General features: G+C 46.6%; 23 protein-coding genes. 1 reads left to right on the top strand and 22 read right to left on the bottom strand.

From position 1 onward, the window contains the following. Positions 1 to 6: 6 nt before the first annotated feature. Entirely contained in the window at positions 7 to 1365 is a 1359-nt protein-coding gene (locus QQL36_RS13800) for a GH1 family beta-glucosidase (RefSeq protein WP_321570037.1), read from the bottom strand. A gap of 156 nt (positions 1366 to 1521) precedes the next feature. On the opposite strand from QQL36_RS13800, the gene QQL36_RS13795 reads away from it, so the two are divergent. Next, positions 1522 to 2559, top strand: coding sequence for a formylglycine-generating enzyme family protein (locus QQL36_RS13795; protein WP_321570036.1), 1038 nt, complete (start codon positions 1522 to 1524; stop codon positions 2557 to 2559). 146 nt (positions 2560 to 2705) lie between these two features. Here QQL36_RS13795 and QQL36_RS13790 read toward each other — a convergent pair whose 3' ends face one another. From QQL36_RS13790 to QQL36_RS13690, 21 genes are all read right to left on the bottom strand, one after another. Beyond that, positions 2706 to 4262, bottom strand: coding sequence for a M56 family metallopeptidase (locus QQL36_RS13790; protein ID WP_321570035.1), 1557 nt, complete (start codon positions 4260 to 4262; stop codon positions 2706 to 2708). A 2-nt stretch (positions 4263 to 4264) separates the two neighbouring features. Then, the gene (locus tag QQL36_RS13785; protein WP_083721331.1) at positions 4265 to 4624 is read right to left on the bottom strand and encodes a BlaI/MecI/CopY family transcriptional regulator; all 360 of its coding nucleotides are present in this window, start codon (positions 4622 to 4624) and stop codon (positions 4265 to 4267) included. Between the two features lie 152 nt (positions 4625 to 4776). Then, on the bottom strand, positions 4777 to 5916 hold the full coding sequence (locus tag QQL36_RS13780) for a TlpA disulfide reductase family protein (RefSeq protein ID WP_083721330.1): 1140 nt from the start codon (positions 5914 to 5916) through the stop codon (positions 4777 to 4779). 123 nt (positions 5917 to 6039) lie between these two features. Then, complete coding sequence (locus tag QQL36_RS13775) at positions 6040 to 7128, bottom strand: TlpA disulfide reductase family protein (RefSeq protein ID WP_083721329.1); 1089 nt, start codon at positions 7126 to 7128, stop codon at positions 6040 to 6042. A 24-nt stretch (positions 7129 to 7152) separates the two neighbouring features. Beyond that, positions 7153 to 7758, bottom strand: coding sequence for a bifunctional phosphoribosyl-AMP cyclohydrolase/phosphoribosyl-ATP diphosphatase HisIE (hisIE, locus tag QQL36_RS13770; RefSeq protein WP_083721328.1), 606 nt, complete (start codon positions 7756 to 7758; stop codon positions 7153 to 7155). 49 nt (positions 7759 to 7807) lie between these two features. Continuing rightward, positions 7808 to 8563 (bottom strand): imidazole glycerol phosphate synthase subunit HisF, encoded by a 756-nt coding sequence (gene hisF / locus QQL36_RS13765; RefSeq protein WP_083721327.1) that lies wholly within the window; start codon positions 8561 to 8563, stop codon positions 7808 to 7810. Positions 8564 to 8575: 12 nt separating this feature from the next. Next, a complete protein-coding gene (gene hisA / locus QQL36_RS13760; RefSeq protein WP_083721326.1) occupies positions 8576 to 9718 on the bottom strand; it encodes a 1-(5-phosphoribosyl)-5-[(5-phosphoribosylamino)methylideneamino]imidazole-4-carboxamide isomerase in 1143 nt (380 codons plus the stop codon). 3 nt (positions 9719 to 9721) lie between these two features. Beyond that, entirely contained in the window at positions 9722 to 10318 is a 597-nt protein-coding gene (gene hisH / locus QQL36_RS13755; protein ID WP_083721325.1) for an imidazole glycerol phosphate synthase subunit HisH, read from the bottom strand. 5 nt (positions 10319 to 10323) lie between these two features. Next, the gene (trpA, locus tag QQL36_RS13750; RefSeq protein ID WP_083721324.1) at positions 10324 to 11094 is read right to left on the bottom strand and encodes a tryptophan synthase subunit alpha; all 771 of its coding nucleotides are present in this window, start codon (positions 11092 to 11094) and stop codon (positions 10324 to 10326) included. Between the two features lie 8 nt (positions 11095 to 11102). Beyond that, positions 11103 to 12314 carry a tryptophan synthase subunit beta gene (gene trpB, locus QQL36_RS13745; RefSeq protein ID WP_321570034.1) on the bottom strand — a complete coding sequence of 404 codons (1212 nt, stop codon included), beginning with the start codon at positions 12312 to 12314 and terminating at the stop codon, positions 11103 to 11105. 21 nt (positions 12315 to 12335) lie between these two features. Continuing rightward, entirely contained in the window at positions 12336 to 12956 is a 621-nt protein-coding gene (locus QQL36_RS13740) for a phosphoribosylanthranilate isomerase (RefSeq protein ID WP_321570033.1), read from the bottom strand. Beyond that, positions 12957 to 13757, bottom strand: coding sequence for an indole-3-glycerol phosphate synthase TrpC (gene trpC / locus QQL36_RS13735; protein WP_321570032.1), 801 nt, complete (start codon positions 13755 to 13757; stop codon positions 12957 to 12959). It abuts the gene before it with no gap. Then, a complete protein-coding gene (gene trpD / locus QQL36_RS13730) occupies positions 13754 to 14749 on the bottom strand; it encodes an anthranilate phosphoribosyltransferase (protein ID WP_321570031.1) in 996 nt (331 codons plus the stop codon). Before trpD ends, trpC begins: the two co-directional genes overlap by 4 nt. An 11-nt stretch (positions 14750 to 14760) precedes the next feature. Continuing rightward, positions 14761 to 15330 carry an aminodeoxychorismate/anthranilate synthase component II gene (locus QQL36_RS13725; protein WP_321570030.1) on the bottom strand — a complete coding sequence of 190 codons (570 nt, stop codon included), beginning with the start codon at positions 15328 to 15330 and terminating at the stop codon, positions 14761 to 14763. Position 15331: 1 nt separating this feature from the next. After that, positions 15332 to 16738: an anthranilate synthase component I family protein gene (locus QQL36_RS13720; protein WP_321570029.1), complete on the bottom strand. Its 1407-nt coding sequence runs from the start codon at positions 16736 to 16738 to the stop codon at positions 15332 to 15334. A 407-nt stretch (positions 16739 to 17145) separates the two neighbouring features. After that, complete coding sequence (gene hisB, locus QQL36_RS13715) at positions 17146 to 18282, bottom strand: bifunctional histidinol-phosphatase/imidazoleglycerol-phosphate dehydratase HisB (RefSeq protein ID WP_321570028.1); 1137 nt, start codon at positions 18280 to 18282, stop codon at positions 17146 to 17148. Beyond that, on the bottom strand, positions 18282 to 19331 hold the full coding sequence (gene hisC, locus QQL36_RS13710; protein WP_321570027.1) for a histidinol-phosphate transaminase: 1050 nt from the start codon (positions 19329 to 19331) through the stop codon (positions 18282 to 18284). The genes hisB and hisC overlap by 1 nt, the downstream gene beginning before the upstream one ends. 14 nt (positions 19332 to 19345) lie before the next feature. Next, entirely contained in the window at positions 19346 to 20620 is a 1275-nt protein-coding gene (gene hisD, locus QQL36_RS13705; RefSeq protein WP_321570026.1) for a histidinol dehydrogenase, read from the bottom strand. Between the two features lie 12 nt (positions 20621 to 20632). After that, positions 20633 to 21487, bottom strand: a complete 855-nt coding sequence (gene hisG / locus QQL36_RS13700; RefSeq protein WP_321570025.1) for an ATP phosphoribosyltransferase — start codon at positions 21485 to 21487, stop codon at positions 20633 to 20635. Positions 21488 to 21980: 493 nt separating this feature from the next. Beyond that, positions 21981 to 24272 carry a beta-glucosidase BglX gene (gene bglX, locus QQL36_RS13695; RefSeq protein ID WP_083721313.1) on the bottom strand — a complete coding sequence of 764 codons (2292 nt, stop codon included), beginning with the start codon at positions 24270 to 24272 and terminating at the stop codon, positions 21981 to 21983. A gap of 145 nt (positions 24273 to 24417) precedes the next feature. Beyond that, positions 24418 to 25866: an MGH1-like glycoside hydrolase domain-containing protein gene (locus QQL36_RS13690; protein WP_321570024.1), complete on the bottom strand. Its 1449-nt coding sequence runs from the start codon at positions 25864 to 25866 to the stop codon at positions 24418 to 24420. Between the last annotated feature and the right edge of the window lie 8 nt (positions 25867 to 25874).

Genomic DNA, 25874 nt, shown 5'->3' with positions numbered 1-25874 from the left:
CTTTTTTCATTTATCATGCAGGAAATCCTGGAACCATAACCCCGAGTCTTTCAGGGTGCGCACCTGTGTATCGAGATCTACATGCGCCAATCCAAAACGGGCGCGGTACCCTTCCGCCCACTCAAAGTTGTCTGTTAGCGTCCACACAAAGTAGCCATCCAATGGCACTCCTTCGTTCTTTGCCTTCAGAATCGCTTCCAGGTAGGTGATAAAGTAGTTAATCCTGTCTGTGTCGTGAATACGCCCCTCTGTCAATACATCGTTGAAAGCCGCCCCGTTTTCAGTAACAATCAGCCTGGGGATATTCGGATAGGCAGCAAACTGTTTCAGGATATTATATATCCCTTCTCCACTAATCTCCCACCCCATTGCAGTCACCGGTACCTTGCGGTAACGTGGCTTTACTTCCGATACGCCAACGATAGGCATAAACGGATTCCGGCGGATCACCAGCGGGAAATAATTCTGTACCCCTATAAAGTCGTAGTCGAAGGACAGGTTATCGCGATCCCGCCAGAGGGCATAGCGGCGCTCTATTTTGCCCAGTAAGGGGAAATCAGCTACAGGATAGCCCATACCCAGGATAGGCTCCAGAAAGATCCGGTTGAATAGCGCATCTGCCTTGCGGGCCGCCTGGATATCTGCCTGACTTTGGGTATTGGGTAAAATATAAGAGCAGGACAATGCAATCCCGATATTTGCACCTTTTACCAACTCACGGATCACCTTGGCGCCGGCGGCCTGTGCCAGTAAAGCATGGTGCACTGCCGGGAAGAAATAAGATAATCCAAATTTACCCGGAGCGTGTACTCCTAACATATAGCCCAGCGATGTAAAACCAAACGGCTCATTCATCACCACCCAGTTTTTCACTTTATCTCCGTAAGCTTCTACACAGATCCGCACATATTCTTCAAAGGCGAAGATGATACCTCTGTGGCACCAGCCTCCTTTATGCTCTAATGCCAGCGGCAGGTCCCAGTGATATAAAGTCACATAAGGAACCATGTCCAGTTCCAGGCAGGTATCTATAATGCGGTGATAAAAGTCAATGCCGGCAGGATTGATGGCCCCGGTACCATTAGGCAAAATACGTGGCCATGCTATAGAAAAACGGAATATTTTAAAACCCATAGATTTGGCGAGAAGAATATCATCCCGGTATCTGTTGTAGAAATCCGTTGTGACCTGTGCATGGGTGCCATCTTTGATCTTACCCTTGCGGGCTGTAAAATCATCCCAGATGGAAGCGCCTTTTCCGTCATGATCATGTGCACCTTCATTCTGAAATGCAGAAATGGTGATGCCCCAGAGGAAATGCGCTCCAAAATCGTGGCGGTGGAAGGGTGCTGAAAATTGTTCCATATGTTAAGCTGATGCAGTTTACAACAGTTTCGCAGAAGTAGCGATTATTTTAGTGTTAATTTTTCACCATATGTAATGTTTTCAGAAAAATAAAAATGATTGCGTCCTTGCTGCCGCAGGCTAATATTTCATGAAATAATTCCGAACTTGTGAGATATGTTTCGTTATATGCCACTCTACCTGCTGGCAGGAGCCATATCGCTCAATGCCTGCCAAAGCAGTGAAAAGAAGATACCCAGCAATGACAGTGTGCTGGCCACGACGGCGGATACCGCCAACCATATGATACTGATACCCGGCGGCACCTTTATAATGGGTGCTAACGATGCGGAAGCCCGTCAGGATGAGCAACCCAGGCACAGGGTCACTGTCGATAGCTTCAGGATAGATGAACATGAAGTGACCAATGCAGAGTTTGCCGCCTTTGTGAAAGCTACAGGATACGTCACTACAGCCGAAAAGCCTATTAGCAAAGAAGAGTTGATGCAACAATTGCCTCCCGGTTCACCAGAGCCTGACAGCAGCATGCTGTTACCAGGTGCACTGGTGTTCACACCGCCTGATCATGCTGTACCGCTGGACGATGTATCTCAATGGTGGACGTTTACACTGGGTGCCAGCTGGCAACATCCACAGGGTCCGGGCAGTGATATCAAAGGCAAGGAAAACCTGCCTGTGGTACAGGTGTCATGGGATGATGCACAGGCATATGCCCGCTGGGCAGGTAAGCGACTGCCTACAGAAGCAGAATGGGAGTTTGCAGCAAGGGGTGGGTTGAATGATCAACCTTATTCATGGGGCAGCGATCCGATCACTTCCGGCAAACCAAAAGCCAATACATGGAGTGGCAATTTCCCTTATCAGAATACAGCAGTAGATGGGTTTACGGGATTGGCACCCGTGAGGTCCTTCCCTCCTAACGGCTACGGACTGTATGATATGGCGGGGAATGCATGGGAATGGGTAGCCGACTGGTATGATGTGGATTATTACAAACATGCCGATCATCTGCATAATCCGAAAGGGCCTGCAAAAGGGAATGATCCGGATGATCCTGCAGTGGCAAAACATACCATCAGAGGTGGTTCTTTTATGTGTACTGATCAGTATTGTTCAGGATATAGGGTCACAGCGAGAATGAAGTCATCGCCGGAGTCAGGGTTGGAGAATCTTGGTTTCAGGTGTGTAAGATAGAACGGGTTGATAAGAACCCAAAAAGAAGAGAGTGTATCAAAAATAAATAAACCTACTCAGAAGTCCTTAAAGGACTACCTATCTCCATTAGGTATCCGAATAAAACGAGGCCGTATCTTATTGCTGATACGGCCTCTTCTTTTTTTCTATGGATGCGCAGAATTTTGAAATTCTGCTTTTTTACCGTCTTTTGATTCGACTATTATTTTCTTCGCTTCCACTGTCACCACCTCTGCTTTAGGGAGTGTCGGGCCCTGGGGTCCGGTATAATCTTTTGTGTAAATAAAGATTAAGCCATTCTTCCGGCCATCTTCTCCATATTCAGCAGGTACACTGTCGCCTTTCCATACAGATACAGATTCAATATCGTTATTGTTATACCCTGATGCGACAGACATTCCCTTACCCTTGTATTCATTATTGATATAAACCAATGGCTCTCCTTGCGGATTAAGAGATCCCTTTCCAGTTATGGAACGCAGGATCACTACATGATTTGAATCTGGTACTGGCGGAGGAGGTGGTGGTGGAGGAGGAGGTGGTGGCACCACAGGCTTTGGATCATCTGCTCTTATTGAAAATACTGCTGGTGCCGGCGGTGGCGGTGGAGGAGTCTTCGCTGACTTTGGCGACTTCGGTGCCGGTGGCGGTGGCGGAGGCGCTACATCCTCAACAATAACCTGATCTGCCTGTACTATGAATGGCTTCGGCGACTTTGGTGCCGGCGGTGGCGGTGGAGGCGGTACATCTTTAACAATAACCGGATCTTCCCGTACTATTGGTGCTTTAGGATCTGCCGGTGATGGGGTCACAGTCGTATCACCCCGCAGCGCTTTCTTTACAGTAACAGTGATAGCTGCCCGGGAATAATTCAGCGACACAAGCGCAATGATCATTAGGCTCCCCAGTACTAAGTACCTTACCAGATTATATTTTGATGACCGTTGTTTATTCATCATCATAATCCTTTGTTTTAAGTGTGAAAAATTGAAATTGTTTGCGATGGCCGTCGCATATGGGATCCCACTTACTTTTAAAAGACTGTATTGATAAACTTTAATATCTGTACCCTGCCGTAGCATGTACCTGTCGGTAATGAACTCCAGGTTTTCCCTGATGGCAGTGCTGATGAGCCATGCACCGGGGTTAAACCAGTAGAAGATCTTGTTCAGTTCTCCCAGCAATACATCCAGTGTATGCCATTGCCGCACATGGACCTGCTCGTGCCGCATAATGGCGGAGAGTTCTGCTGGACTGTGCATATCAGGGTTGATGTATATATTATGTAAGAATGAAAAAGGTTGTAATGATTTATCAGTCACCCTTACCTGCTGGTCAAAAAGTTTATCCTTGCTGGTAGTTCTGTGCAGGGCCCAGAGAGAGCTGAGTTGCAGGAGCATTCTCAATGTCATGACGATCACGCCTGCCCAGAAGATATATATAAGCACCACATTGATCCAGGGGGTAGCCGGCTGGCGGAGGTCATTGAAGTCAATGACATAAGCGATGGCTGCACCCGTCAGTGGACGATTGTGGCGGAAAATGGTTTCCGGGTTGATGAATGGGCAAACAGCGGCACAAATGATGGCCAGCAGAAGAAAGGCACGGTTTAAAGTATAGAATGTAAGGCGACGCAGACCAAAGCGGTAGGCCAGGTAGAATAACGTGAGGGCTATATTAGCCTTGAGCAGAAAGAGCAACATAATTATTGATTTTTCTCGATCATTTTTACGATTTCTTTGAGTTCTTCAGGGCTGATCTTTTTCTCTTTGGCGAAAAAGGTGACGAGGTTTTTATATGAGTTTTCAAAGTAGTCTTTGACAAACCCACTCATGAATTTTTGCTTATACTCGTTTTCCGGTATGATGGGCTGGTATTCATATACGTTACCAATCTTCCGGCTTTGTAAATAACCTTTCTTCTCCAGGTTTTTGACTGTAGATGCCAGGGTTGTATATGGTGGCTGTGGAGCCGGATGAGCTTCGAGGAAATCCTTCACAAATCCACCTGATATTTTCCAGATGGCAAGCATGGCATTTTCTTCTTGTTGAGTTAGTTTCTCCATAACTACGATTGTTTCGTAAATCTACGAAAGTTTCGTAAACCACCAAATTAATTTCCTAAAAACCGAAATGGTTCTGGTGGCGAAAGCCACCAGAACCATTTCGCCTCCAAATCAAAAAGGTTTTGCCAGAGGCAAAACCTTTTTGATTTGGCCTATTTAATTACTTCTTCTAATTTCTTTTCGAGTGCATCACCACGAAGGTTCTTAGCTATAATCACCCCCTTCGGATCCAACAGCAAATTCTGGGGAATCGCCCTGATCCCATACTGCTCTGCCACCACATTCTTCCACCCTTTCAAATCACTTACATGTGTCCATGGCAGGTTATCTGCCTGCACAGCCGCCAGCCACTTATCCTTTTTATCATCCAGGCTCACGCCTAAAATGTCAAACCCTTTATCTTTAAACCGGCTATAAGCCTTCACTACATTCGGATTTTCAGCACGGCAAGGACCACACCAGCTCGCCCAGAAATCAACCAACACATACTTACCTTTATATGAAGCCAGACTAATCTGCTTGCCATCGGCATCAGGCTGACTAAAGTCCATCGCTGGCTGCCCTATCGCGGTTTTACGGGCAGATTCCAGTCTTGTTGCAAATTCTTTTCCGGAAGGGCTTGTGCGCAATGTCTTACTCAGCTTATTATATACAGGCGTGATCTCGGTAGGGTTTATTTCATAACCAGCATACTGGTTCAGTACAAACAATGCTATCGGGGAACTACTATTACTTTTGAGGTAATCGCCCAGAATCGTCTTCTGGTTAGCTTCCAGTTCATCAAATTTAGGCTCCAGCTTCTTCATTCCCTCTTCATCCTTCGCCATATACAACTGCCGGTACTGCTGTTGTAATTCCTGCATCTGGCTGCTTACATCTTTCAGGTTCTCATTCAGCTGCTTAAAATCGTCGTTCGCTTTGGAACCTGTCACGGTCGCTTTGCTGATAGAATCCTGTGCAGAGATGTTCATCTTTCCCTTATCCAGGAATACGGTCAGGATATCCTTTTTTACCGGTCCTGTGAGCTCAGGTGCCGACGGATCCTGTACTTTTAGCAGCAGGCTGGCCATCATCGGCTCTTCCAAACTACCTGTAAAGGAGAATTTACCATCTTTTACTTCTGCACTATCCAGTTTATTCTTACTTGAATTACGGATACTCAGATAAACTTTAGCTGGCTTTTGCAGTTGCGCGACAGATCCCTCAATGGTAAAGGGTTGCTCATTTTTCTTGTCCTGCGCAACTAAGACCACGGGCGACAATAGCGCCGCGGCCAATATTACTGACTTCATTAGTTTCTGATTTTATAACAAAAATCCCGATTACCATCAGGATAATCAAAGGTATTGTGATAAGCGGCCTAAAAACGCAAAAAGCCCGCAGAGCGGGCTTCAGCTATTATCTTTCTTACTTACTTATTTCAGTATCTGGGCGAGCTTCTCTTCCAGCGCCGCCCCTCTCAGGTTGCGGGCTATTATCCGACCCTTTGGATCTATAAGCAGGTTCGCAGGGATCCCGTTGATGTTGTACAACCGGGCAGCTTCGTTACCCCATCCCTTCAGGTCCGATACCTGTGTCCAGTCCAGGTTATCATGCTTGATAGCAGCTACCCAACTTTCCTTATCCTGGTCCAGAGACACCCCAAGTATAGTGAAGTTCTTGTCTTTGAATTTGTTATAAGCTTTTACCACATTCGGGTTTTCCTGGCGGCAAGGTCCACACCAGCTGGCCCAGAAATCTACCAACACATATTTACCTCTGAAAGAAGACAGCTTTACTTTGTTGCCATTTACATCGGTCTGTTCAAAGTCTTCTGCTTCAACCACTTCTGTTTCACCTTTCAGATCATGCAGGTACTTACCCGCTGATTTGCCATACTTGGTTTCTTTCAGCCCCGCGTCGAGAGAAGTATATAATGCTTCAAAGTCTTCAGGAGATAAACGGCTACGCAACTCATTCATTAATACCCAGATGCTGGCTATTTCCTTTGGATGGTCTTTTACCAGCTTCTTTCCGGTGGCAATTACTTCATCGCTGAATTTACCTGCTTTATCACGAAAAGCCTGCTTGGCAGCTTCATCGTCAGGATTAATGCCTTTGGCTTCTGCATTCAGTTCTCCCGCACGTTTCAGCAAGGGAGCAAAGGCCTTCTGGTATTCCTGCATGGCTTTGTCATCCGCACTACCCTTCATAGAAGTCGCAATCGGGAAGTCAGCAGCCGTGAGCACATAAGAAGTCTTCTCTTTACCTGTTACAAACAACAGGGGATTATTCACAGATTCCAGTACCAGGGCGTTCACCGCTGGTGCTTTGGTCGCATCGGTATTAAAGGTAAACTTGCCATCTTCTTTAATGACGAGGGAATCCTTCGGATTGTTGTCGTCATCACTATAGAGATACAGCTTTTTGCCCTCCGCTCCCTTCAGGGAACCGGATACCTGCTGTGCAGTGATGGAAAGTGAGCATAGTACGCCTGCGGCGCAGATAACAGTAAGTCTTTTCACGCCCTAATATATGAAATATTTGTGTTACTTATGTCTTTGCTGCAATATCCCCAGTACGTCAGACAGTTGGTAGCCTTTGGCACTGAGCAATACCAGGTAATGGAACAGCAGATCGGCTGATTCATTCAGGAACAGTTCTTCACTGTCATCCTTTGCTTCGATCACCACTTCTACCGCTTCTTCCCCTACCTTCTGGGCAATCTTATTGATACCCCTGGCGAAGAGTTTGGAAGTATAAGAGCTGTCAGAAGGGTTGTTCTTCCGGTCGTTGATGACGGTTTCCAGTTTGGACAGAAAATCGTTGGAGATATTCTTTTCATCCCAACAGGTGTCCGCACCTGTATGGCATACTACACCCGCAGGGTTTACCTTGATAAGAAGAGTATCGTTGTCGCAGTCTACCCGCAGGTCTACGAGCGTGAGGAAGTTACCACTCTCCTCTCCTTTTGTCCACAGCCTTTGTTTTGAACGGCTGAAGAAGGTGACTTTCCCTTCCTGCAGGGTTTTGTCCAGGGATTCCTGGTTCATATAACCCAGCATCAGAACTTTGTGAGTAGCGGCATCCTGTATGATGGCAGGTACCAGTCCGTCTGCTGATTTTTGAAAATCTATCTGCTTGTAATTATACATTTGGTGCGCTCTTTAAAATTGACTTTAGCAGTGCAAAAGTAGCTATTTATTAGAACCTGATGTTCACACCTTTTTGATAAAGATATGTCTTCAGGGCCGGGATCTCGATTTCCTTATAGTGAAAAATACTTGCCGCCAATGCTGCATCGGCCTGGGCAATTTCGAACACATCCGTAAAGTGCTCCATGGTACCTGCGCCACCGGAGGCAATGATCGGTACATTCAGGTTCTGAGAAAGCTTGCCGGTGATGTCCAATGCAAAACCCTGCTTGGTACCATCGTTGTTCATAGAAGTGAGCAGAATCTCGCCCGCTCCTCTTGACACCGCTTCCTTAGCCCAGTCATAGCATTTTACATCCGTTTTCACACGGCCGCCATTCAGGTATACATACCAATCCCCGTCTTCAAAACGGGTATCGATCGCCAGTACCACACACTGACTGCCAAATTCCCTTGCCAGTTCATCGACCAGCTCAGGACGCCTGAAAGCAGACGTATTTACGGAGATCTTGTCAGCACCATTCTGCAGCAATACACTTACGTCTTCTACAGATGAGATGCCCCCTCCTACTGTAAACGGTATGTTCACATGCCTGGCAATACTTCTCACAAGTTCAGAGAGGGTCTTACGACGCTCGTTGGTAGCTGTGATGTCCAGGAATACCAGTTCATCCGCTCCCTGTTGCGCATACAGGGCACCCAATTCAATCGGATCCCCCGCATCGCGGATATTTTCAAAGTTCACCCCTTTTACTGTGCGGCCATCTTTGATGTCCAGACAAGGTATGATACGTTTTGTCAACATGGCTTGTGTTGTTTACTTCATTAATTGTTTCAACTCTTCCATTGAGATCTTTCCTTCATAGATCGCTTTCCCTACGATCACACCATTGCAACCTGCTTCCTGCAGTGCATAGATATCATCCATATTGCTCACACCACCGCTGGCTACAAAGTCAATGTTGGGAAAACGCTCCAGGATCTTTTTGTACAGTGGGATGGAAGGCCCCTGCAGCAAACCGTCTTTCGCGATATCTGTACAGAAGATGTGATGCACACCTTCTTTGATATTAGATTCCAGGAAATCGTAAATAGTCAGGTCAGTCGTTTCCAGCCAACCGCCTACGGCAATCTTTTCTTCCTTTACATCTGCACCCAGGAAAATCTTGTCTGCACCATACGCTTTCACCCAGCTAAAAAACAGCTCAGGTTCCTTTACAGCGATAGAACCGATAGTAGCCAGTGCTGCACCGTTTTCATACACAATGCGGAGGTCGTCTTCTGTCTTGATACCTCCCCCAAAGTCTACTACCAGGCTGGTATGGCCAGCGATCGCTTCCAGCACTTTCCAGTTGACCACACTCCCCTTCTTAGCCCCATCCAGGTCTACCAGGTGCAGGCGGGTCACGCCAATGCTTTCAAACTCTTTCGCCACTTCCAGCGGATGTTCATTATACACTTTCTTCTGTGCATAATCTCCCTGTGTGAGGCGTACACATTTACCATCTATAATATCGATTGCCGGAATCACGCTGAATTTTTGTGCGGATGCCTGACCAAGTTCAATTTTCATTTTGCGAAATGTATTATTCCCTTTTTTAAAAGGCGCACTGTCGTATACATAGCCTCTCTTTTCATAGAAGCCAAATGCCGAATTGCGGGCATCGCACCACAGTGAAGGAATGCGTTCCCGGCGACAAAAGTCTTCCACATGAGCTAACAATATGCTGCCATAACCTTTTCCCTGACAAGCCGGAGAAATAGCCAGCTTTCGGAAACGGGCACTTGCCCGCTCCAGGAACAAAGAAATGACACCGACTAGTGTAGATTGTTCAAACAATCCAAAGTGCAGGCCATCATCATCACCTTCTACCTTCACGGCATCCAGCGACTGATCAGGATACAACACATCCCTGCGCAGGGTGAGTGTATCGACTGTATTGATTCTTCTTACCTGCATTGTTTATTGGATCTTCAGGAAGTTTTCCAGAATTTGCTGTCCTCCATCTGCTGACTTTTCCGGGTGGAACTGTACCGCATAGAAATTATCTTTCTGCAGGGCACTGCTGTAGTTGATCACATAGTTTGTAGTCGCTACGGTATCCGCGCACAAGGCCGCATAGTAGCTGTGTACAAAATACATGTAACTGTTTTCACCCACATGCTCAAATATAGAGCTGTACAATCCTGTAATATTGTTCCAGCCGATCTGAGGGATCTTCAGCAGGTTATCTACCGGTGACTGGAATTTCTTTACTTCCACATCGAAAATGCCGAGGCAGGGTGTATTATTTTCTTCTGAGTGTTTACACATCAGCTGCATACCCAGGCAAATGCCCAGTGTAGGCTGCTTCAGGTCCTTGATGAGGAGGTCGAGCTTTCTTTCTTTCAGGTAGTTCATGGCGGTGCTCGCCTCTCCTACTCCTGGAAAGATCACCCTGTCTGCAGCACGGATTTCCTCCGGGTTATCTGTTACCACACCTTCCACGCCAATGCGGTCCAGTGCAAATAATACAGAGCGGATATTACCGGCGTTGTACTTGATGATTACCGTTTTCATAAAAACTATTTTACGCTGCTGATAAAGTCTTTGACAGCAGTGTCGATGTTGGTCGCATTTTCTATAGCGCGGATAAAGGCAGTACCTATAATTGCACCATTGCTGTGTGCACAGGCCGCCGCAAAGGTAGCTTTATCTTTGACACCAAACCCGATCAATACAGGGTTCTTTAACTGCAACTTTTCAAGTCTTTCAAAATATGCCTGCTGGTGGCCCATATTCTTGTCTGTACCAGTGGTAGAAGAAGAAGATACAGCGTAAATAAATCCTTTGCTCAGGCTGTCGATCTTACGGATGCGTGCTTCGCTCGTCTCTGGTGTCACCAGGAAGATCAGGTGCAAACCGTAGTGTTCAAAGACCGCTTTATATTCATTTTCGTACTCGTCCATTGGCAGGTCAGGCAGGATCAGACCATCTACCCCTACTTCCGCACATTTCTGGCAGAAAGCTTCAATGCCGTATAGCAATACCGGGTTCAGGTACCCCATGAGGACCACAGGTACATGAATGCTTTTCCTGAAGTCTTTCAATTGCTCCAACAATACACGGAGGCCCATCCCATTTTTAATAGCGCGGCTGCTGCTCTCCTGTATCACCGGACCATCGGCCAGTGGATCGGAGAAAGGCATGCCCAGTTCTATCAGGTCTGCACCATGCTGTTGCAGCGCCGTCATCACTGGCAGTGTATCATTCAACTCCGGGAAACCCGCTGTGCAGTATATATTGAGAATGCCATTTTTTTTACCGGCAAATAACTGATCTATACGATTGCTCATAAAATAATTTATTTATTGGGCAGATTACGAATGTATGTTTCCATATCCTTGTCACCACGACCACTCAGACATACGACTACAACGTCTGATGGTTTGAAAGGAATTTCACCCAGTTTCGCCAGTGCGTGACTGGATTCCAGTGCAGGGATAATACCTTCCAGTCTGGTCAGCTCGTAAGCTGCCTGCAGGGCTTCATCATCTGTTGCCGCCAGGAAAGTACCACGGCCGGTCTCATACAAATGTGCATGCAATGGACCGATACCAGGATAGTCCAGACCTGCGGAAATGGAATATGGTTCAGTGATCTGTCCGTCGTCTGTCTGCATCAGCAGTGTTTTCGCAGCATGGATGATACCCAGTTTACCCAGTTGCGTAGTAGCTGCAGAGTGTCCGGAATGAACTCCTTTGCCCGCAGCTTCCACAGCAATGATCTTCACACCCGGTTCGTTCAGGAAGTGGTAATAAGTACCGGCAGCATTGCTACCACCACCTATACAGGCCACTACATAATTTGGATTCGGATTACCGGTTTTTTCTTCCAGCTGTTTGCGGATCTCTTCACTGATCACGGATTGAAAACGGGTCACCATATCAGGATATGGATGAGGACCTGCTGCTGTACCCAGTATGTAATGGGTAGTGACAGGGTTATTGATCCAGTCACGGATAGCTTCGTTACACGCATCTTTCAGCGTTTGACTACCACTGGTTGCAGCTACTACTGTAGCACCCAGCATTTTCATACGTGCCACGTTCGGCGCCTGGCGCTGGATGTCGATGCTACCCATGTAGATCACACATTCCATATTCATCAGGGCACACACTGTAGCTGTCGCTACCCCATGCTGACCTGCACCGGTTTCAGCGATGATGCGGGTTTTGCCCAGTCGCTTTGCCAGCAGTATCTGACCAATTGTATTGTTTACCTTATGTGCACCTGTATGATTCAGGTCTTCCCTTTTCAGGTAGATCTGTGCACCATATTTTTCAGAGAGGCGCTTTGCAAAATATAAAGGAGAAGGACGGCCTACATAATCCCGCAGCAATTGTTCAAACTCCTGCTGGAAGCTCGGTTCACGCAGAACTTCCAGGTACCTTTTCTGTAACTCATCCACGTTGGGGAAGAGCATCTCTGGCACATAGGCACCGCCAAAGCGGCCGTAGAAGCCTTTTTCATCTACATGATAGGGTAATCCCAGCGTATTGTCAGCGATCTTCATGCTTGATTATTTTAAATAAGTTTATAAAATCTTTGTGGAGAACTGCTGCACGCTCACCATATCTTTCACTCCCGGTGCAGTCTCAAATTTACTGTTCACATCAGCTGCAAACAATGCAGGGTGTTCAAATGCCAGCAGGTCTTCCAGCTGCTCAGGGCCAATGCCGCCACTGAGAAAGAACGGATGATCGAACGGATAGGTATGCAGCAACTCCCAGTTAAATAACTTACCTGTCCCACCGTACGCCTTACCGGCAGCGGTGTCGAACAGGAAGTAGTTGGTCACAGGTACATACGCTGCCAGTATATCCCAGTTCACATCCTCACCAATCCTGAAAGCCCTGATCACAGGAACCAATGCCTGCAATGCTGCACAGTATGCAGGATCTTCGTCGCCATGCAATTGTACCAGGTGCAGTCCATAACTGCCGATGAGCTGTTTTACCTGCTCCAATGGTGCATTTACAAACACACCTACCTTCAGGATCCCCTTCGTTTCCCGCACGGTGCGGGCATCCAGTTTATTCCCTACAAAGCGGGGCGATTTCTCATAAAAGATAAAGCCGGCATAGTGTACACCCAGTTCGACCAGTTTGTCCAGGTCCTCTTTCCTGGTGATACCGCATACTTTCAGTTGCATCATTTATCCTTTCAGTTTACCGGACAGCTCCGTTACAAAGTTTTCAAATGCCCTTGCAGGATTTTCTGTCTTCATGAAGTGTTCGCCGATGAGGAAACCGTTAAAACCGGCTTTCTTCAGCGTCACAATATTATCCGTGTTGCTGATACCGCTCTCCGCTACCTTACATTTGCCGGCAGGGATCTGTGACGCCAGTTCGCAACTGCGGTTGAAATCTACCCTGAAAGTAGTGAGGTCACGGTTGTTCACGCCTACGTTCTGAATATGATCTGTCACCTTGTCCAGCTGATCACCACTGTGTACTTCCAGCAGTACTTCCAGTCCTAAATTGTGTGCAAAGGCTGCTAATTTTGCTACTTCTTCTTTAGTCAGACATTCTGCTATCAGCAAAATGACATCTGCACCGATCGCTTTTGCTTCCAGGATCTGGTATTCATCGATCACAAAATCCTTTCTCAGCACAGGAATATTATTCGCTGCACGCGCCTGTACCAGATCGTCTGAGCTACCACCAAAGAACTGCTCATCTGTCAATACTGACAGGCCGGAAGCCCCATAGCGGGTATAGGCCATGGTCACATCATGTACAGTGGCGGTGCCATTGATCAGCCCCTTTGAAGGAGATTTCCTTTTGAATTCTGCGATGATACCTGTTTTCTCAGGGTTCAGCAGAAAGCTGGACAATGACAAAGGCTCACGTTTGAAAGTGGATGACTGTTCAAGCTCGGCTACCGGGCGTTGCAGTTTACGAGCGGCCACTTCCACGTGTTTATGTGCGACTATTTCAGTAAGGATATTTTTCATGACTGCAAACTTATCAACTTCTTAAAAGAATTGTGTGCGGCACCGGATTCCAGCGACTCTACAGCTGCCAGGAAACATTCTTCATACGTCGGGTACTTGCCCAGCGTATGCAGGCCCATAGCGGCATTCGCCATGACTACTGCATTCTGTGCCCAGGTACCTTCGCCCTTTAAAATTTTCATAAAGATTTTGGCGGCTTCTTCAATAGAGTTGCCTCCGTAGATATCTTCCGGGAAAACCTTGCGCTTACCCAGCTGCTCAGGGGTCCAGTCACGCTCACCTTTGTTGGTGATGACACGGGTATCCGAGGTCAGCGAGATTTCATCATATCCGTCCAGGCTATGCACGATGGCATATTGCTTGTCCGTCTGCTGAAACAGGTAGTTATACACACGGGCCAGTTCCAGGCTATATACTCCAATCAACTGGTGCTGTGCAAAAGCAGGATTCACCAATGGACCGAGTACGTTGAAGAAGGTGCGCACACCCAGCTGGCGACGTACCCCTGCTACATTTTTCAGTGCAGGGTGGAACAGCGGTGCATGGAGAAAACAAACACCGGATTCTTCCAGCTCCGTACGCAGCTTCGCATCGTCGTTCTTAAATTTATAACCAGCAGTCTCCATCAGGTTAGAGGCACCACTGATCGTAGATACACCTACGTTACCATGCTTGGCCACTTTACCACCTGCACCTGCTACGATAAAGCAGGAGAGGGTACTGATGTTGAAAGAGTTTTTACCATCGCCACCTGTACCTACGATGTCCAGTACATTGTAGCCATTCAGGTTGACAGGGATGCAGAGTTCCAGCAGGGCATCGCGGAAGCCGAGCAGTTCCTCTACAGTGATGCTGCGCATGAGGTATACGGTCATGAAAGCAGCAAGTTCGCTTTCATTGTACATCCCCTTGGAAATACCGATCAGTATCTCCTTGGCTGCGCTGCGGGTGAATGTTTTATGTTCAAAAAGGAAATTCAGTATCTTTTTCATAATCCCGGGATTTATGCATTTAACCAGTTACGGATGATCTTTTCCCCTTCTGGTGTGAGCACACTTTCAGGGTGAAACTGTACGCCGCTCACATCATATTGCTGATGTTGCAGTGCCATAATATAGCCGTTGTCGTCCTTTGCAGTAACGGTAAGGCTGGATGGCAATGTTTTTTCATCTACTACCCAGGAGTGGTATCTGCCAACTTCGAGTTGGTCGGGGAGGCCGTTGAATAATCTGCCTTCCCTGCTGATGATGTTTACAGGAGTGGCTACGCCGTGGTATACATCTTTCAGGTTGATCAGACTGGCGCCAAAAGCTTCGCCAATGGCCTGCTGGCCAAGGCATACGCCGAATATGGATTTGGTAGCTGCATATTCTTTGATCAGGGGCAGCAGCATACCTGCTTCTTCCGGAATACCAGGACCGGGAGAGAGAATGATCTTATCATAGTCTTTTACTTTCACCAATGGAATTTCATCATTACGGAATACACTGACTTTGGCGTTGATGATCTTTTCCACCAGGTGTACCAGGTTATATGTAAAAGAGTCGTAGTTATCAAACACAAGAATGTTCATGTCAGATTTTTTGTGCCAACAGAATGGCCTGTTTTAATGCATTCAGTTTATTGTTCACTTCATCTTTTTCCGATTCGGCTACGGACTTTGCAACCACACCGGCACCTGCCTGATAATACAGGACATTTGATTTGCTCAGGATGCTGCGGATCATAATGGCATGGTTAAAGTCGCCGTTGAAACCTACGGAACCGATACATCCACCATAAAAACCACGTTGTGTAGGTTCGTATTCGTCAATGATCTGCATAGCCCTGTATTTCGGTGCGCCGGATAGGGTACCTGCAGGGAAAGTAGCTGCCAGCAGGGAGAAAGGATTACCCTTCTGTACCTTGCCGGATACTTCGCTTACCAGGTGGATGACGTGTGAGTAATATTGGATATTGCGGTAAGAGTCTACGACTACATCAGTAGCGAGGCGGCTCAGATCATTACGTGCCAGATCGACCAGCATTACATGTTCTGCATTTTCCTTTGGATCTTCCAGCAGTAATTTTGCCAGTTTACGATCTTCCTCATCATTGCCGGTACGGCGGAAAGTGCCTGCTATCGGGTGAATGGTGGCTTTACCATCTTTGATGATGAGCTGGGCTTCGGGAGAAGAACCCATTAATTTGTAATCGCCGTAATCGAAGAAGAAGAGATAAGGGGAAGGATTGATGGAGCGAAGTGCGCGGTAGACGTTGAATTCGTCGCCTCTGAAGGATTGGTTGAAAGCCCGGGATAATACTACCTGGAAGACATCTCCTCTGAAGCAGTGTTGTTTACCTTTTTCAACAATTTCCATGTACTGCTCATCGGTCATATTGCTCTGCTCTTCTCCTGTAGCCGTGAAGTGGTAGTTCGGTACATCTTTGGAGCGGATCAGTGATTCAATCAGTTCAAAGTCGCTGTCCAGGCCATCTACACTGTTTTCGCAGAGATACAGTTCATCTTTGAAGTGGTTGATGACGATCACGTATTGATAGAAACGATAGCGCATGAGGGGGATAGTGTTCCCGTTTGCTTTATTCTTATTGAATTCTATTGTTTCGAAGAATTGTACGGAGTCGAAAGTACTGTATCCAAATAAGCTGTGAACGACGGGCAGGACTGGTTTGTCCGCGAAAGAGAAGTTGCCGAGGAACTTCTGGAGTTCGTCGAGTACGCTTTGGCGGCTTTTGAGCTGTTTCCTTTCTGGCGGGAGGTTAGGATACTTGAATTCAAAGTCGTTGGTGCTGGTTACTTCGATGCCTGCAATCGGTTTGATACAGATAAAGGAATAGCTGTTTTCACTGGCGCGGTAGTCGGTACTTTCCAGTAGTACGGAGCCAGGGAACCGGTCACGAAGACGCAGGTAGATGCCCACAGGGGTGAATACATCTGCCAGCATTTGCTTTGATCTTGATTTTACTTGAATACTACCCATTTGATTTTGATTAGGTATTAAAACGAAGAAGGCCCGCTGTGTAACAGCGAGCCTTCGAATTATATACGATCACTACGGATCATGGCACTGTAACACATTATCAGGAACTGATATTGTGCCAACGCCAATGATTGTTTGTAATGAATGTGGTCATGATTTGTTTGATTTCTATTTACGGAACAAATATCCGGGGAATTATTTGAAATTACAAATGTTCTGTCAGATTTTTTTCTGTCTCGCGGATAATTGTCTCGCCGGTGATTTTCCTGTCTCGCGAATGATTTCCTGCCTCCGGCAGGAAATCATTCGCCAAAAGCAGTTGATGATCCGGCTACCGCCGGATCATCAACCGCGACAATTATATACAGCTTCGATGGCTATAGCCCGATGATCAATCGCGACTATTATTAAAGCAGCCCCTTCGTACTTGGCAATTGCATATTAGATGGATTCCTCTTTACCGCCATCTTAATCGCTTTTGCAAACACCTTGAAGATCGCCTCTATCTTATGATGCTCATTCTCCCCTTCCGCCTTGATATTCAGGTTACTCTTTGACGCATCTGAAAAAGACTTAAAGAAATGGAAGAACATCTCCGTAGGCATCTCTCCTATCTTCTCCCTATTAAACTTAGCATCCCAGACTATCCAGTTCCTTCCTCCAAAATCAATCGCTGCCTGCGCCAGGCAATCATCCATCGGTAAGCAATAACCATAACGCTCTATCCCTCTCTTATCACCCAAACCCTGCGCTACCGCTTCACCCAGTGCAATACCCACATCCTCAATCGTATGATGCTCATCTATGTGCAAATCGCCCTTCGCTTTGATAGTAAGATCAATACTACCATGACGCGCTATCTGATCCAGCATATGATCAAAGAAACCTAAACCAGTTTCGATATCTGCTTTACCAGTACCATCCAGGTTCAGTTCAATATGAATATCAGTTTCTTTAGTAGTACGTGTATGAGATACTTTACGCAATCCTAATTTCAGGAACTCATAGATCTTCTCCCAATTTGTAGACTCCAAAGCAATCACTGATTCCAGCGCCTTCGCATCTGCACTCACTTCCGCACCACCAAGACCAGTACCCTCATTCATCCAGATCGCTTTCGCTCCCAGGTTCTTGGCTAACTGTACATCCGTAATACGATCTCCGATCACAAATGAATTTGCCAGATCATAATCAGCTGTGAAATATTTCGTCAGCATTCCTATACCCGGCTTACGCGTAGGTGCGTTCTCATGAGGGAAGCTGCGGTCTATATGATACTCCTTAAAAAATACCTCTTCATTCTCAAACGCACGAACAATAAAGTTTTGCGCCGGCCAGAAGGTATCTTCAGGAAAGCTCTCAGTGCCTAACCCATCCTGGTTCGTCACCATCACCAGTTCAAAATCCAGCTCCGCTGCTATACGCGTGAGCCAGGTGAATACCTTAGGATAGAATTCGATTTTATCAAGTGAATCAATCTGGTAAGTAGGTGGCACCTCTTTGATCAAAGTACCATCGCGATCTATGAAGAGAACTCTTTTCATTATTTGAAATTATTTATAGCATTTACCAATGTCACATTCTCTTCTGGCGTACCTACTGTAATACGCAGACAGCCTCCACACAATTCTACCTTTGAACGATCACGTACAATGATGCCCTGCTCAACCAGGTTATTGTAAATACCCTTTGCATCTGTGGTCTTCGCCAGCAGGAAGTTCGCATCACTTGGATAGATAAACTCTACCTGTGGCAATCCTTCCAGCGCAGCTGCGAGTTTATCTCTTTCTACAACTGCATCTTTGATCCAGTCATTCACCTGACCGATATTGTTCAGTGCTTCTAGTACGAGATCCTGTGCAGACTGGTTAATGTTGTAAGGAGCTTTTACTTTGTTCAGCACATTGATAATATCTTCTCCTGCAAACGCCATTCCTACGCGCAGTGCCGCCAGTCCCCATGCTTTGGAGAGTGTTTGCATCACTACGAGATTTGGATATTCAGTCAGCTCAGTGATAAAAGTTTTCTGACGTGCATAGTTGATATACGCCTCATCTACCACTACAATACCATCAAAATTGTTCAGGATCATTTCGATGTCTGAACGGTCAATGGAATTACCTGTTGGGTTGTTTGGAGAACAGATAAAGATCAGCTTTGTATGCTCATCCACTGCTTCCTGCAATGCCGGCATATCTATCTGGAAAGTATCAGGTGTGAGAGATACTTTACGTACGATCACATCATTGATATTCGCACTCACTTCATACATACCATAGGTAGGCGGAAACAGTACTACATTATCAATTCCGGGACGGCAGAAGGAACGATACAATACATCGATCACTTCATCACTCCCATTTCCCAGGAAAATATTCTGTGGGGGTACACCCTTGATCTCTGCCAGTTTGTATTTTACCTTCCACTGCATCGGATCAGGATAACGGTTATAATTCACCGGCAATGGTGAACCATAACTATTTTCATTTGCATCCAGGAAAATGGATGCTTCGCCTTTGAACTCATCTCTCGCTGTAGAATAAGGAACGAGGCGTTTTATGTTGTCGCGTAATAAGCTATTTAAATCGAACATACGATAAGATTAAATTATTTCAGACGGAGGGTCACCGCATTCTTGTGTGCTTCCAACCCTTCGGCCGCAGCCATGATTTCGATGGTACTACCTATATTTTGCAAACCTTCTTTGGTCAGGCGCTGGTAGGTGATCTTCTTGACGAAGCTATCCAGCGATACACCACTGTAAGCAGTGGCATAACCATTCGTAGGCAATGTATGATTGGTACCCGAAGCATAGTCGCCGGCGCTCTCAGGAGAATAGTTACCCAGGAATACAGAACCTGCATTCACGACCGCATCTGCAATGGAGATATCATCTTTGCAGGCCACGATCAGGTGCTCTGGTGCATATTCATTCAGCAGTGCCATCGCTTCTTCATTGTCGCGTACCAGTATGATACGGCTGTTTTCCAATGCCTTTGCAGCGATGTCTTTGCGAGGTAATTGCGCCAGCTGTGCAGCTACCTGTTCCTGTACCGGTTTAATAATATCAGCAGTGGTGGTCACCAGCAATACCTGGCTATCAGGGCCGTGTTCTGCCTGTGACAACAGATCGGCCGCTACGAAAGCAGGTACACAGGTTTCATCTGCCAGTACTGCTACTTCCGAAGGTCCAGCCGGCATATCGATGGCTACACCATCTTTGTTGATGAGCTGTTTTGCACAGGTTACATATTGATTGCCCGGACCAAAGATCTTGTGTACACGGGGAATGCTTTCTGTACCATATGCCATGGCAGCAATCGCCTGCACACCACCTATTTTATAAACACGATCCAATCCAATCTGCTCTGCTGTGTACAGCACTGCAGGATGTACTTCACCTTTTGCATTGGAAGGGGTGCACAGAATAATTTCCTTACATCCTGCTATCATCGCCGGAATACCGAGCATAAGGATGGTAGAGAACAGCGGTGCAGAACCACCCGGAATATATAATCCTACTTTCTCTATCGCCACCGGTTTGCGCCAGCATTGTACCCCAGGCATGGTTTCGATCACCTTGCCGGATTCCTGCTGTGCTTTGTGGAAGACTTCTATATTTTGTTTAGCCTGTAAGATGGCTTTTTTCAGTGCGGGATCGAGGGTAGCAGCTGCCTGTGCAAACTCCGCAGGTGTGACTGCGAGTGCATCCAGCTGTACCTTATCAAATTGCTGCGCATACTTGCGAACGGCTGCATCTCCATTCTGGCGTACATCCGCGAGGATGTTGCCTACACTGGTTTCCAGTGCAGTGTTGTCAAATACCGGGCGGCGCAGCAGCTCCGGCCATTGTGAACGTTCTGGATATTCGAATACCAACATATGACAGCGATATTAAATGATCATCTTTTCAATTGGAACTACCAGTATACCCTGTGCACCTGCTTCTTTCAGGCTTTCAATGATATCCCAGAATTCATTTTCATTCAGCACTGAGTGTACGGAACTCCAACCCTCTTCTGCCAGTGGCAATACGGTGGGACTCTTCATACCTGGCAACAGGGCGATGATTTCCTTCAGTTTATCATTTGGTGCATTCAGCAAAATGTACTTGGTGTTCTTCGCTTTCTTCACTGCCTGGATGCGGAATTGCAGCTTGCGGAGAATAGCTTGCTGCTCCGGAGCGAGACTACCGTTAGAGATCAGTACTGCCTCAGATTTCAGGATCACTTCTACTTCTTTCAGACCGTTCATAAACAGGGTGGAACCACTGCTTACCAGGTCACAGATAGCGTCTGCCAGACCAATGCCGGGAGCGATTTCCACGGAACCACTGATTTCATGAATATCTGCAGTCAGGCCATGTTCCTGCAGGAACTTTTCGAGGATCACCGGGTAGCTGGTCGCGATGCGCAGCTTGTCCATGTCTTTTACGCCATTGTATTCCACTGATTTGGAAACAGCGAGGGAGAGGCGGCATTTGCCAAAACCCAGTTTCTCAACTGTTGTTACAGGGCGGTTCTTTTCCAGTACCACATTTTCGCCAACGATACCCAGGTCTGCTACGCCATCTTCCACGTATTGCGGAATATCATCATCGCGCAGGAAGAATACTTCCAGCGGGAAGTTACTGGCTTCTGTTTTCAGCTTATTAACACCATTATTGATGTCGATACCGCATTCTTTCAACAGCTTAATGGAATCGTCGTGTAAACGTCCTGATTTCTGAATGGCAATTCTCAGTTTCATGTTCTTGTTAATGTTCCGTGAAAACAAAAAAGGGGCTTACCGTTTGGTAAGCCCCTGATGATGTTCTAATATCTTGATAGTACATATAGTCATCCCAGCCTACCTGCGTGGTAAGAAATGATGGTGATGATGTGTATGTACGTTTGCGTTCATGTTTGAATTTATAACGGGGCAAAGTTAGGAAGTATTTTTTAAAATAAAATTAAAATTTTAAGGCTGTTATTGAATCATTTCAAAGATAAGGTCAAAGATAAGGCAACCATATGGGTAACCCGACCTTTTCCCGTACATAAACCATACTTAAGCCGCCCATAAGCCGTACATAACCCGCCTCTATATAGATGCGGGTTATGTACGGCTTATGGGCGGGATATAGGCGGCTTATGGGCGGCTTACCTCCGGGAAAAACCTAAGGAAGTGCTATAGAAGCCCCGAATAAAAAAAGGGCTAGCCGGTATGGCAAGCCCTTTCAATTATACCTGTCAATATTGTATTAAGGTACTAATGCGAAGTCTGCAGACTGTGTATCGCGGCTGTTTCCACCCACAAATACGGAGAAATCACCTGGTTCAGACACATATTTCAGGTCTTTATTATAGAATTTCAGATCATTTACGCTCAGTTCAAAGGTCACTGTCCGGGTCTCTCCTTTCTTCAGGAAGATCTTTTTGAAGTTTTTCAGCTCCTTTACCGGGCGGGTTACGCTTGCTACTTTGTCACGAATGTACAGCTGTACTACCTCTTCCCCATCATAATTACCACTGTTGGTCACTGCTACACTTACTTTCACATTGCCGGTTGCTGACTGCTTCAGCTGGTTTTTATCCAGCTGTACAGGACCGTAGGTAAATTTGGTATAGCTCAGACCATAACCAAATGGATACAGCGGTTCATTGGTGATATCCAGGTATTTGCTGGAATATTTATTGGCTGGATCCTCCGGACGACCGGTATTCTTATGATTGTAGTAGATAGGGATCTGACCTACACTGCGGGGGAAGGTCATAGTCAGTTTACCGGCTGGGTTGTAATCGCCAAACAGTACGTCGGCAATGGAGTTACCAGCTTCGGTACCCAGGAACCATGTTTCCACGATAGCAGGGATGTGGGCGTCTTCCCATTCCAGGGTCAGCGGACGGCCATTCATCAGCACCAGAACTACTGGTTTGCCGGTAGCATATACAGCTCTCAGCAGTTTTTCCTGGTTTTCAGGAATGCTGATGTTAGAACGGCTGGCAGCTTCACCACTCATACCATATGATTCACCCAGAGCCAGTACCACGATGTCTGATTGCTGTGCCAGGGCAACAGCTTCAGCCAGCATACCTGCGCTGTTGGCTGTATCTTCGGCTGTCAGCACAGCTTTCTGCAATGCTCTTTTCAGCAGCGTGGTATCGTTTGTATAGTGTGCTCCACGCAGGTAAGTGACATTACCTGCACCTCCGAGTTTCTGTTTGATACCTTCCAGCAGGGTGATTGATTTGGTATAATCACCAGCTGCGGACCAGTTACCGATCATATCACGTTTGCTGTCTGCCAGCGGGCCGATCAGGGCAATTTTCGCCCCTTTCTTCAGTGGCAGCAGTTCCTGCTGGTTTTTCAGGAGCACGATAGAGCGGGCGCCGATTTCGCGGGCGGTAGCACGGTTTTCAGGCGTCAGGATCTCTTTGGCAGGTCTTTCGTTGTCGCAATATAAATAGGGGTCTTTGAAGAGGCCCAGATCATATTTAGCAGAGAGAATACGGTATACGCAGGTATCAACCTGTGCCATGGTGATCTTTTTATCGGCCACCAGCTTTGCCAGCTGCCTGGTATATACGCTACCCTGCATATCCATGTCTACACCGGCATTCAGTGCCAGTTCGCCTACCTTGTATTCATCACCTACACCATGTGCCATCATTTCATTAATAGCCGTGTAGTCTGTCACGACAAAGCCTTTGAAGCCCCATTGCCTGCGCAGCAGGTCGGTCATCAGCCATTTGTTGCCAGTAGCAGGGATACCATCTACTTCGTTGAAGGAAGTCATCACAGTCGCTACACCTGCATCTACAGCAGCTTTGTAAGGAGGCAGGTAGTACTCGTACATTTTCTGGCGGCTCATGTCTACAGTGTTGTAGTCACGACCGGCTTCCACAGCACCATAGAGGGCAAAGTGTTTTACACAGGCCAGAATGGTGTTGTTCAGAGAGAGGTCGGTACCCTGATAGCCTTTTACTTTTGCTTTGGCTACCTGTACGCCGTACCAGGTGTCTTCACCTACTCCTTCGGCTACACGTCCCCAGCGGGGGTCACGTGCAATGTCCACCATTGGAGAATAGGTCCATTGCAGACCGTCCGCGCTGGCTTCTACAGCAGCAATGCGGGCGCTCTTTTCCATGAGGGCCATATCCCAGGTACAGGCTTCTCCCAATGGAATAGGGAAGATGGTCTTGTGACCATGAATTACGTCATATCCAAATAATAAAGGAATCTTAAGACGGGTTTTCATTGCCATGTCCTGTAACTGGCGGGTGTACTGAGGAGTGTACGCATTGAAGATGGAGCCACAGCGGCCGTCTTCGATGTCTTTTTTATATCCCGCATTCATAAACGGGCCGGTTACGTCCATTTCGCTGGTGAGAAGGTTTAATTGCCCGATTTTCTCCTCCAGCGTCATTTTTTTGATCAGGTTATTAATAAACGCCTGTTTACCATTCTGATTTGTCTTAGTCTGTGCAGTTGTTGTACCGCCTGCTATGCTTAACGCCAGCAAGCCGGTAAGGATTCGTTTACGGCTGTTCATAACATGTGTGTTTTTTGTTCGTATCAGAGTGGCGAAGATACAAAAATGCGATTGGTCTTATCATGATAAAAGTTAGGTAATTGCAGAACGGGGCACTTCCGCCTTCGCAGAAGTGCCCCGTTCCGGGCGTAGGCCTGCGGCCGGCTTAGAGTGCCAGCATTACGGATTTCAGCTTTTTGCCCCTGTATTTTTCTACATTATCTACAAATATGATGAATCCTTTGCTTTTGTAATTCCAGTTGATTGTGATCAGGTGACCATGATAAGGAATATTGGATAGCTGAAACCATTTCCATGGCACCATCGGATCGATGGTTACTTTATTATCTAATGATGGCCGGATACCTATCAGGTCATTAATGACGAGATCACAGAAACCGGAATGATTGTAATAACTACTACGGGGATTATCTCCCTTTAACCAATATCCGTTCTTTTCATCCTGGTACTCTCCCAGGTAAGGCTGTCCGTTTTTCTGATGAGAACGGGCATAGGTCCTTAGCATCTCATAGTAAATAGCGGGCGTCATGCCGCCTTTATAATGATAATCACGGAGCAGATTGGATAAGGCTTTCAAGGTCTGAGTAGTGGCAAACGGCCACAACGCGCCATCCCATTCACAGCCACCCGTACCATGACTACGAAAAGCAGGATGTCTTCTCTCTGCTGTTGTAATACCCCAGGGTGCATTAAAACCGGTTGTATCGATCAATTGCTGCCAAGCACGGGCATAGAATGCCTGATCGTCGGGCAAATTAAAATACCAGGGGATAAAACCGATTTCTTCACGCGCATCTGACAATCCTCCTTTTGCCAGGCGGACTTTAAAAAAATCAGCTTTGCTATCCCACATACTATCTTGTATCAATGATTTTATTTTTGCTGCATCAGCTACGTATTTTTTAAACAGCGTGTCATTGTGTGCCAGCTTTGCCATAGCCGCCATCGCCACCGCATTGCCATACATGTAGCTGTTAATGGTAGGGCGGATATTTTTCTCTTTCCTGCTACCACTGATAGATTCTTCCATACCATCTTTTACATCAAACTGCCAGAAGAGTCCATCAGGAAGGCGCCTTTCCTTTTCCCATAAATGATAATCCGCATCCATATATGGGAGCAGATCTATTGCCAATGCAGGGTCTCCGCTTACTTTGATGTTTTCATACACTGCCCATTCCGCCCAACTACTAAACTGGTGAAACTTCGGCGCCTTTTGCTGTGCATCTGCTATAAACCAATAGCGGATATCCTGGTTGATGTACTGAGTATCTCTCAGCCATCGGCCTTCATTGATGTGATGTCCTAAAGCACAACTCAGCGCATTGTACCTGCCTGCATGTTTTACCGGTAAGATAAATTCAGTAAATATGAACCCATCCGGCGTCTCTTTCAGGTGTTTTCTAAATGTCCACCAGCGGTAGTAATAGGTCTTTTCAATAATGCTATCCGGACATTCCAGCAAAGGAATGTTTTTATTCAACCATTCATAAGCCTGTGCATTATTCACATAGTTCTGCACGGTTTCACTGTCTACAGTATTGAACTGGTGTACATAACGCTGCAAGGGGCTTTGCGCAAACAGGCCTTGCATTCCTAATA

The sequence above is a fragment of the Chitinophaga sp. LS1 genome (assembly GCF_034274695.1).
Lineage (GTDB): Bacteria > Bacteroidota > Bacteroidia > Chitinophagales > Chitinophagaceae > Chitinophaga.
This window is presented reverse-complemented; position numbering and strand designations above follow the sequence as displayed.

Bases quoted from the DNA above. Each gene is read 5' to 3' on its own strand.
- QQL36_RS13790 (WP_321570035.1), bottom strand. From the start codon at position 4,262: ATGTTGCTCTTTCTGCTCAAGGCTAATATAGCCCTCACGTTATTCTAC.
- QQL36_RS13740 (WP_321570033.1), bottom strand. From the start codon at position 12,956: ATGATGCAACTGAAAGTATGCGGTATCACCAGGAAAGAGGACCTGGAC.
- QQL36_RS13795 (WP_321570036.1), top strand. From the start codon at position 1,522: ATGTTTCGTTATATGCCACTCTACCTGCTGGCAGGAGCCATATCGCTC.
- hisG (WP_321570025.1), bottom strand. From the start codon at position 21,487: ATGAAACTGAGAATTGCCATTCAGAAATCAGGACGTTTACACGACGAT.
- hisA (WP_083721326.1), bottom strand. From the start codon at position 9,718: ATGCAGGTAAGAAGAATCAATACAGTCGATACACTCACCCTGCGCAGG.
- QQL36_RS13690 (WP_321570024.1), bottom strand. From the start codon at position 25,866: ATGCAAGGCCTGTTTGCGCAAAGCCCCTTGCAGCGTTATGTACACCAG.
- QQL36_RS13725 (WP_321570030.1), bottom strand. From the start codon at position 15,330: ATGAACATTCTTGTGTTTGATAACTACGACTCTTTTACATATAACCTG.
- bglX (WP_083721313.1), bottom strand. From the start codon at position 24,272: ATGAACAGCCGTAAACGAATCCTTACCGGCTTGCTGGCGTTAAGCATA.
- QQL36_RS13780 (WP_083721330.1), bottom strand. From the start codon at position 5,916: ATGAAGTCAGTAATATTGGCCGCGGCGCTATTGTCGCCCGTGGTCTTA.
- hisH (WP_083721325.1), bottom strand. From the start codon at position 10,318: ATGAAAACGGTAATCATCAAGTACAACGCCGGTAATATCCGCTCTGTA.
- trpD (WP_321570031.1), bottom strand. From the start codon at position 14,749: ATGAAAAAGATACTGAATTTCCTTTTTGAACATAAAACATTCACCCGC.
- hisD (WP_321570026.1), bottom strand. From the start codon at position 20,620: ATGTTGGTATTCGAATATCCAGAACGTTCACAATGGCCGGAGCTGCTG.
- QQL36_RS13720 (WP_321570029.1), bottom strand. From the start codon at position 16,738: ATGGGTAGTATTCAAGTAAAATCAAGATCAAAGCAAATGCTGGCAGAT.
- hisC (WP_321570027.1), bottom strand. From the start codon at position 19,331: ATGTTCGATTTAAATAGCTTATTACGCGACAACATAAAACGCCTCGTT.
- hisIE (WP_083721328.1), bottom strand. From the start codon at position 7,758: ATGTATAATTACAAGCAGATAGATTTTCAAAAATCAGCAGACGGACTG.
- trpC (WP_321570032.1), bottom strand. From the start codon at position 13,757: ATGAAAAATATCCTTACTGAAATAGTCGCACATAAACACGTGGAAGTG.
- trpA (WP_083721324.1), bottom strand. From the start codon at position 11,094: ATGAGCAATCGTATAGATCAGTTATTTGCCGGTAAAAAAAATGGCATT.
- QQL36_RS13785 (WP_083721331.1), bottom strand. From the start codon at position 4,624: ATGGAGAAACTAACTCAACAAGAAGAAAATGCCATGCTTGCCATCTGG.
- hisF (WP_083721327.1), bottom strand. From the start codon at position 8,563: ATGTTGACAAAACGTATCATACCTTGTCTGGACATCAAAGATGGCCGC.
- QQL36_RS13800 (WP_321570037.1), bottom strand. From the start codon at position 1,365: ATGGAACAATTTTCAGCACCCTTCCACCGCCACGATTTTGGAGCGCAT.
- trpB (WP_321570034.1), bottom strand. From the start codon at position 12,314: ATGAAGATCGCTGACAATACGCTGGGATTACCCTATCATGTAGATGAA.
- hisB (WP_321570028.1), bottom strand. From the start codon at position 18,282: ATGAAAAGAGTTCTCTTCATAGATCGCGATGGTACTTTGATCAAAGAG.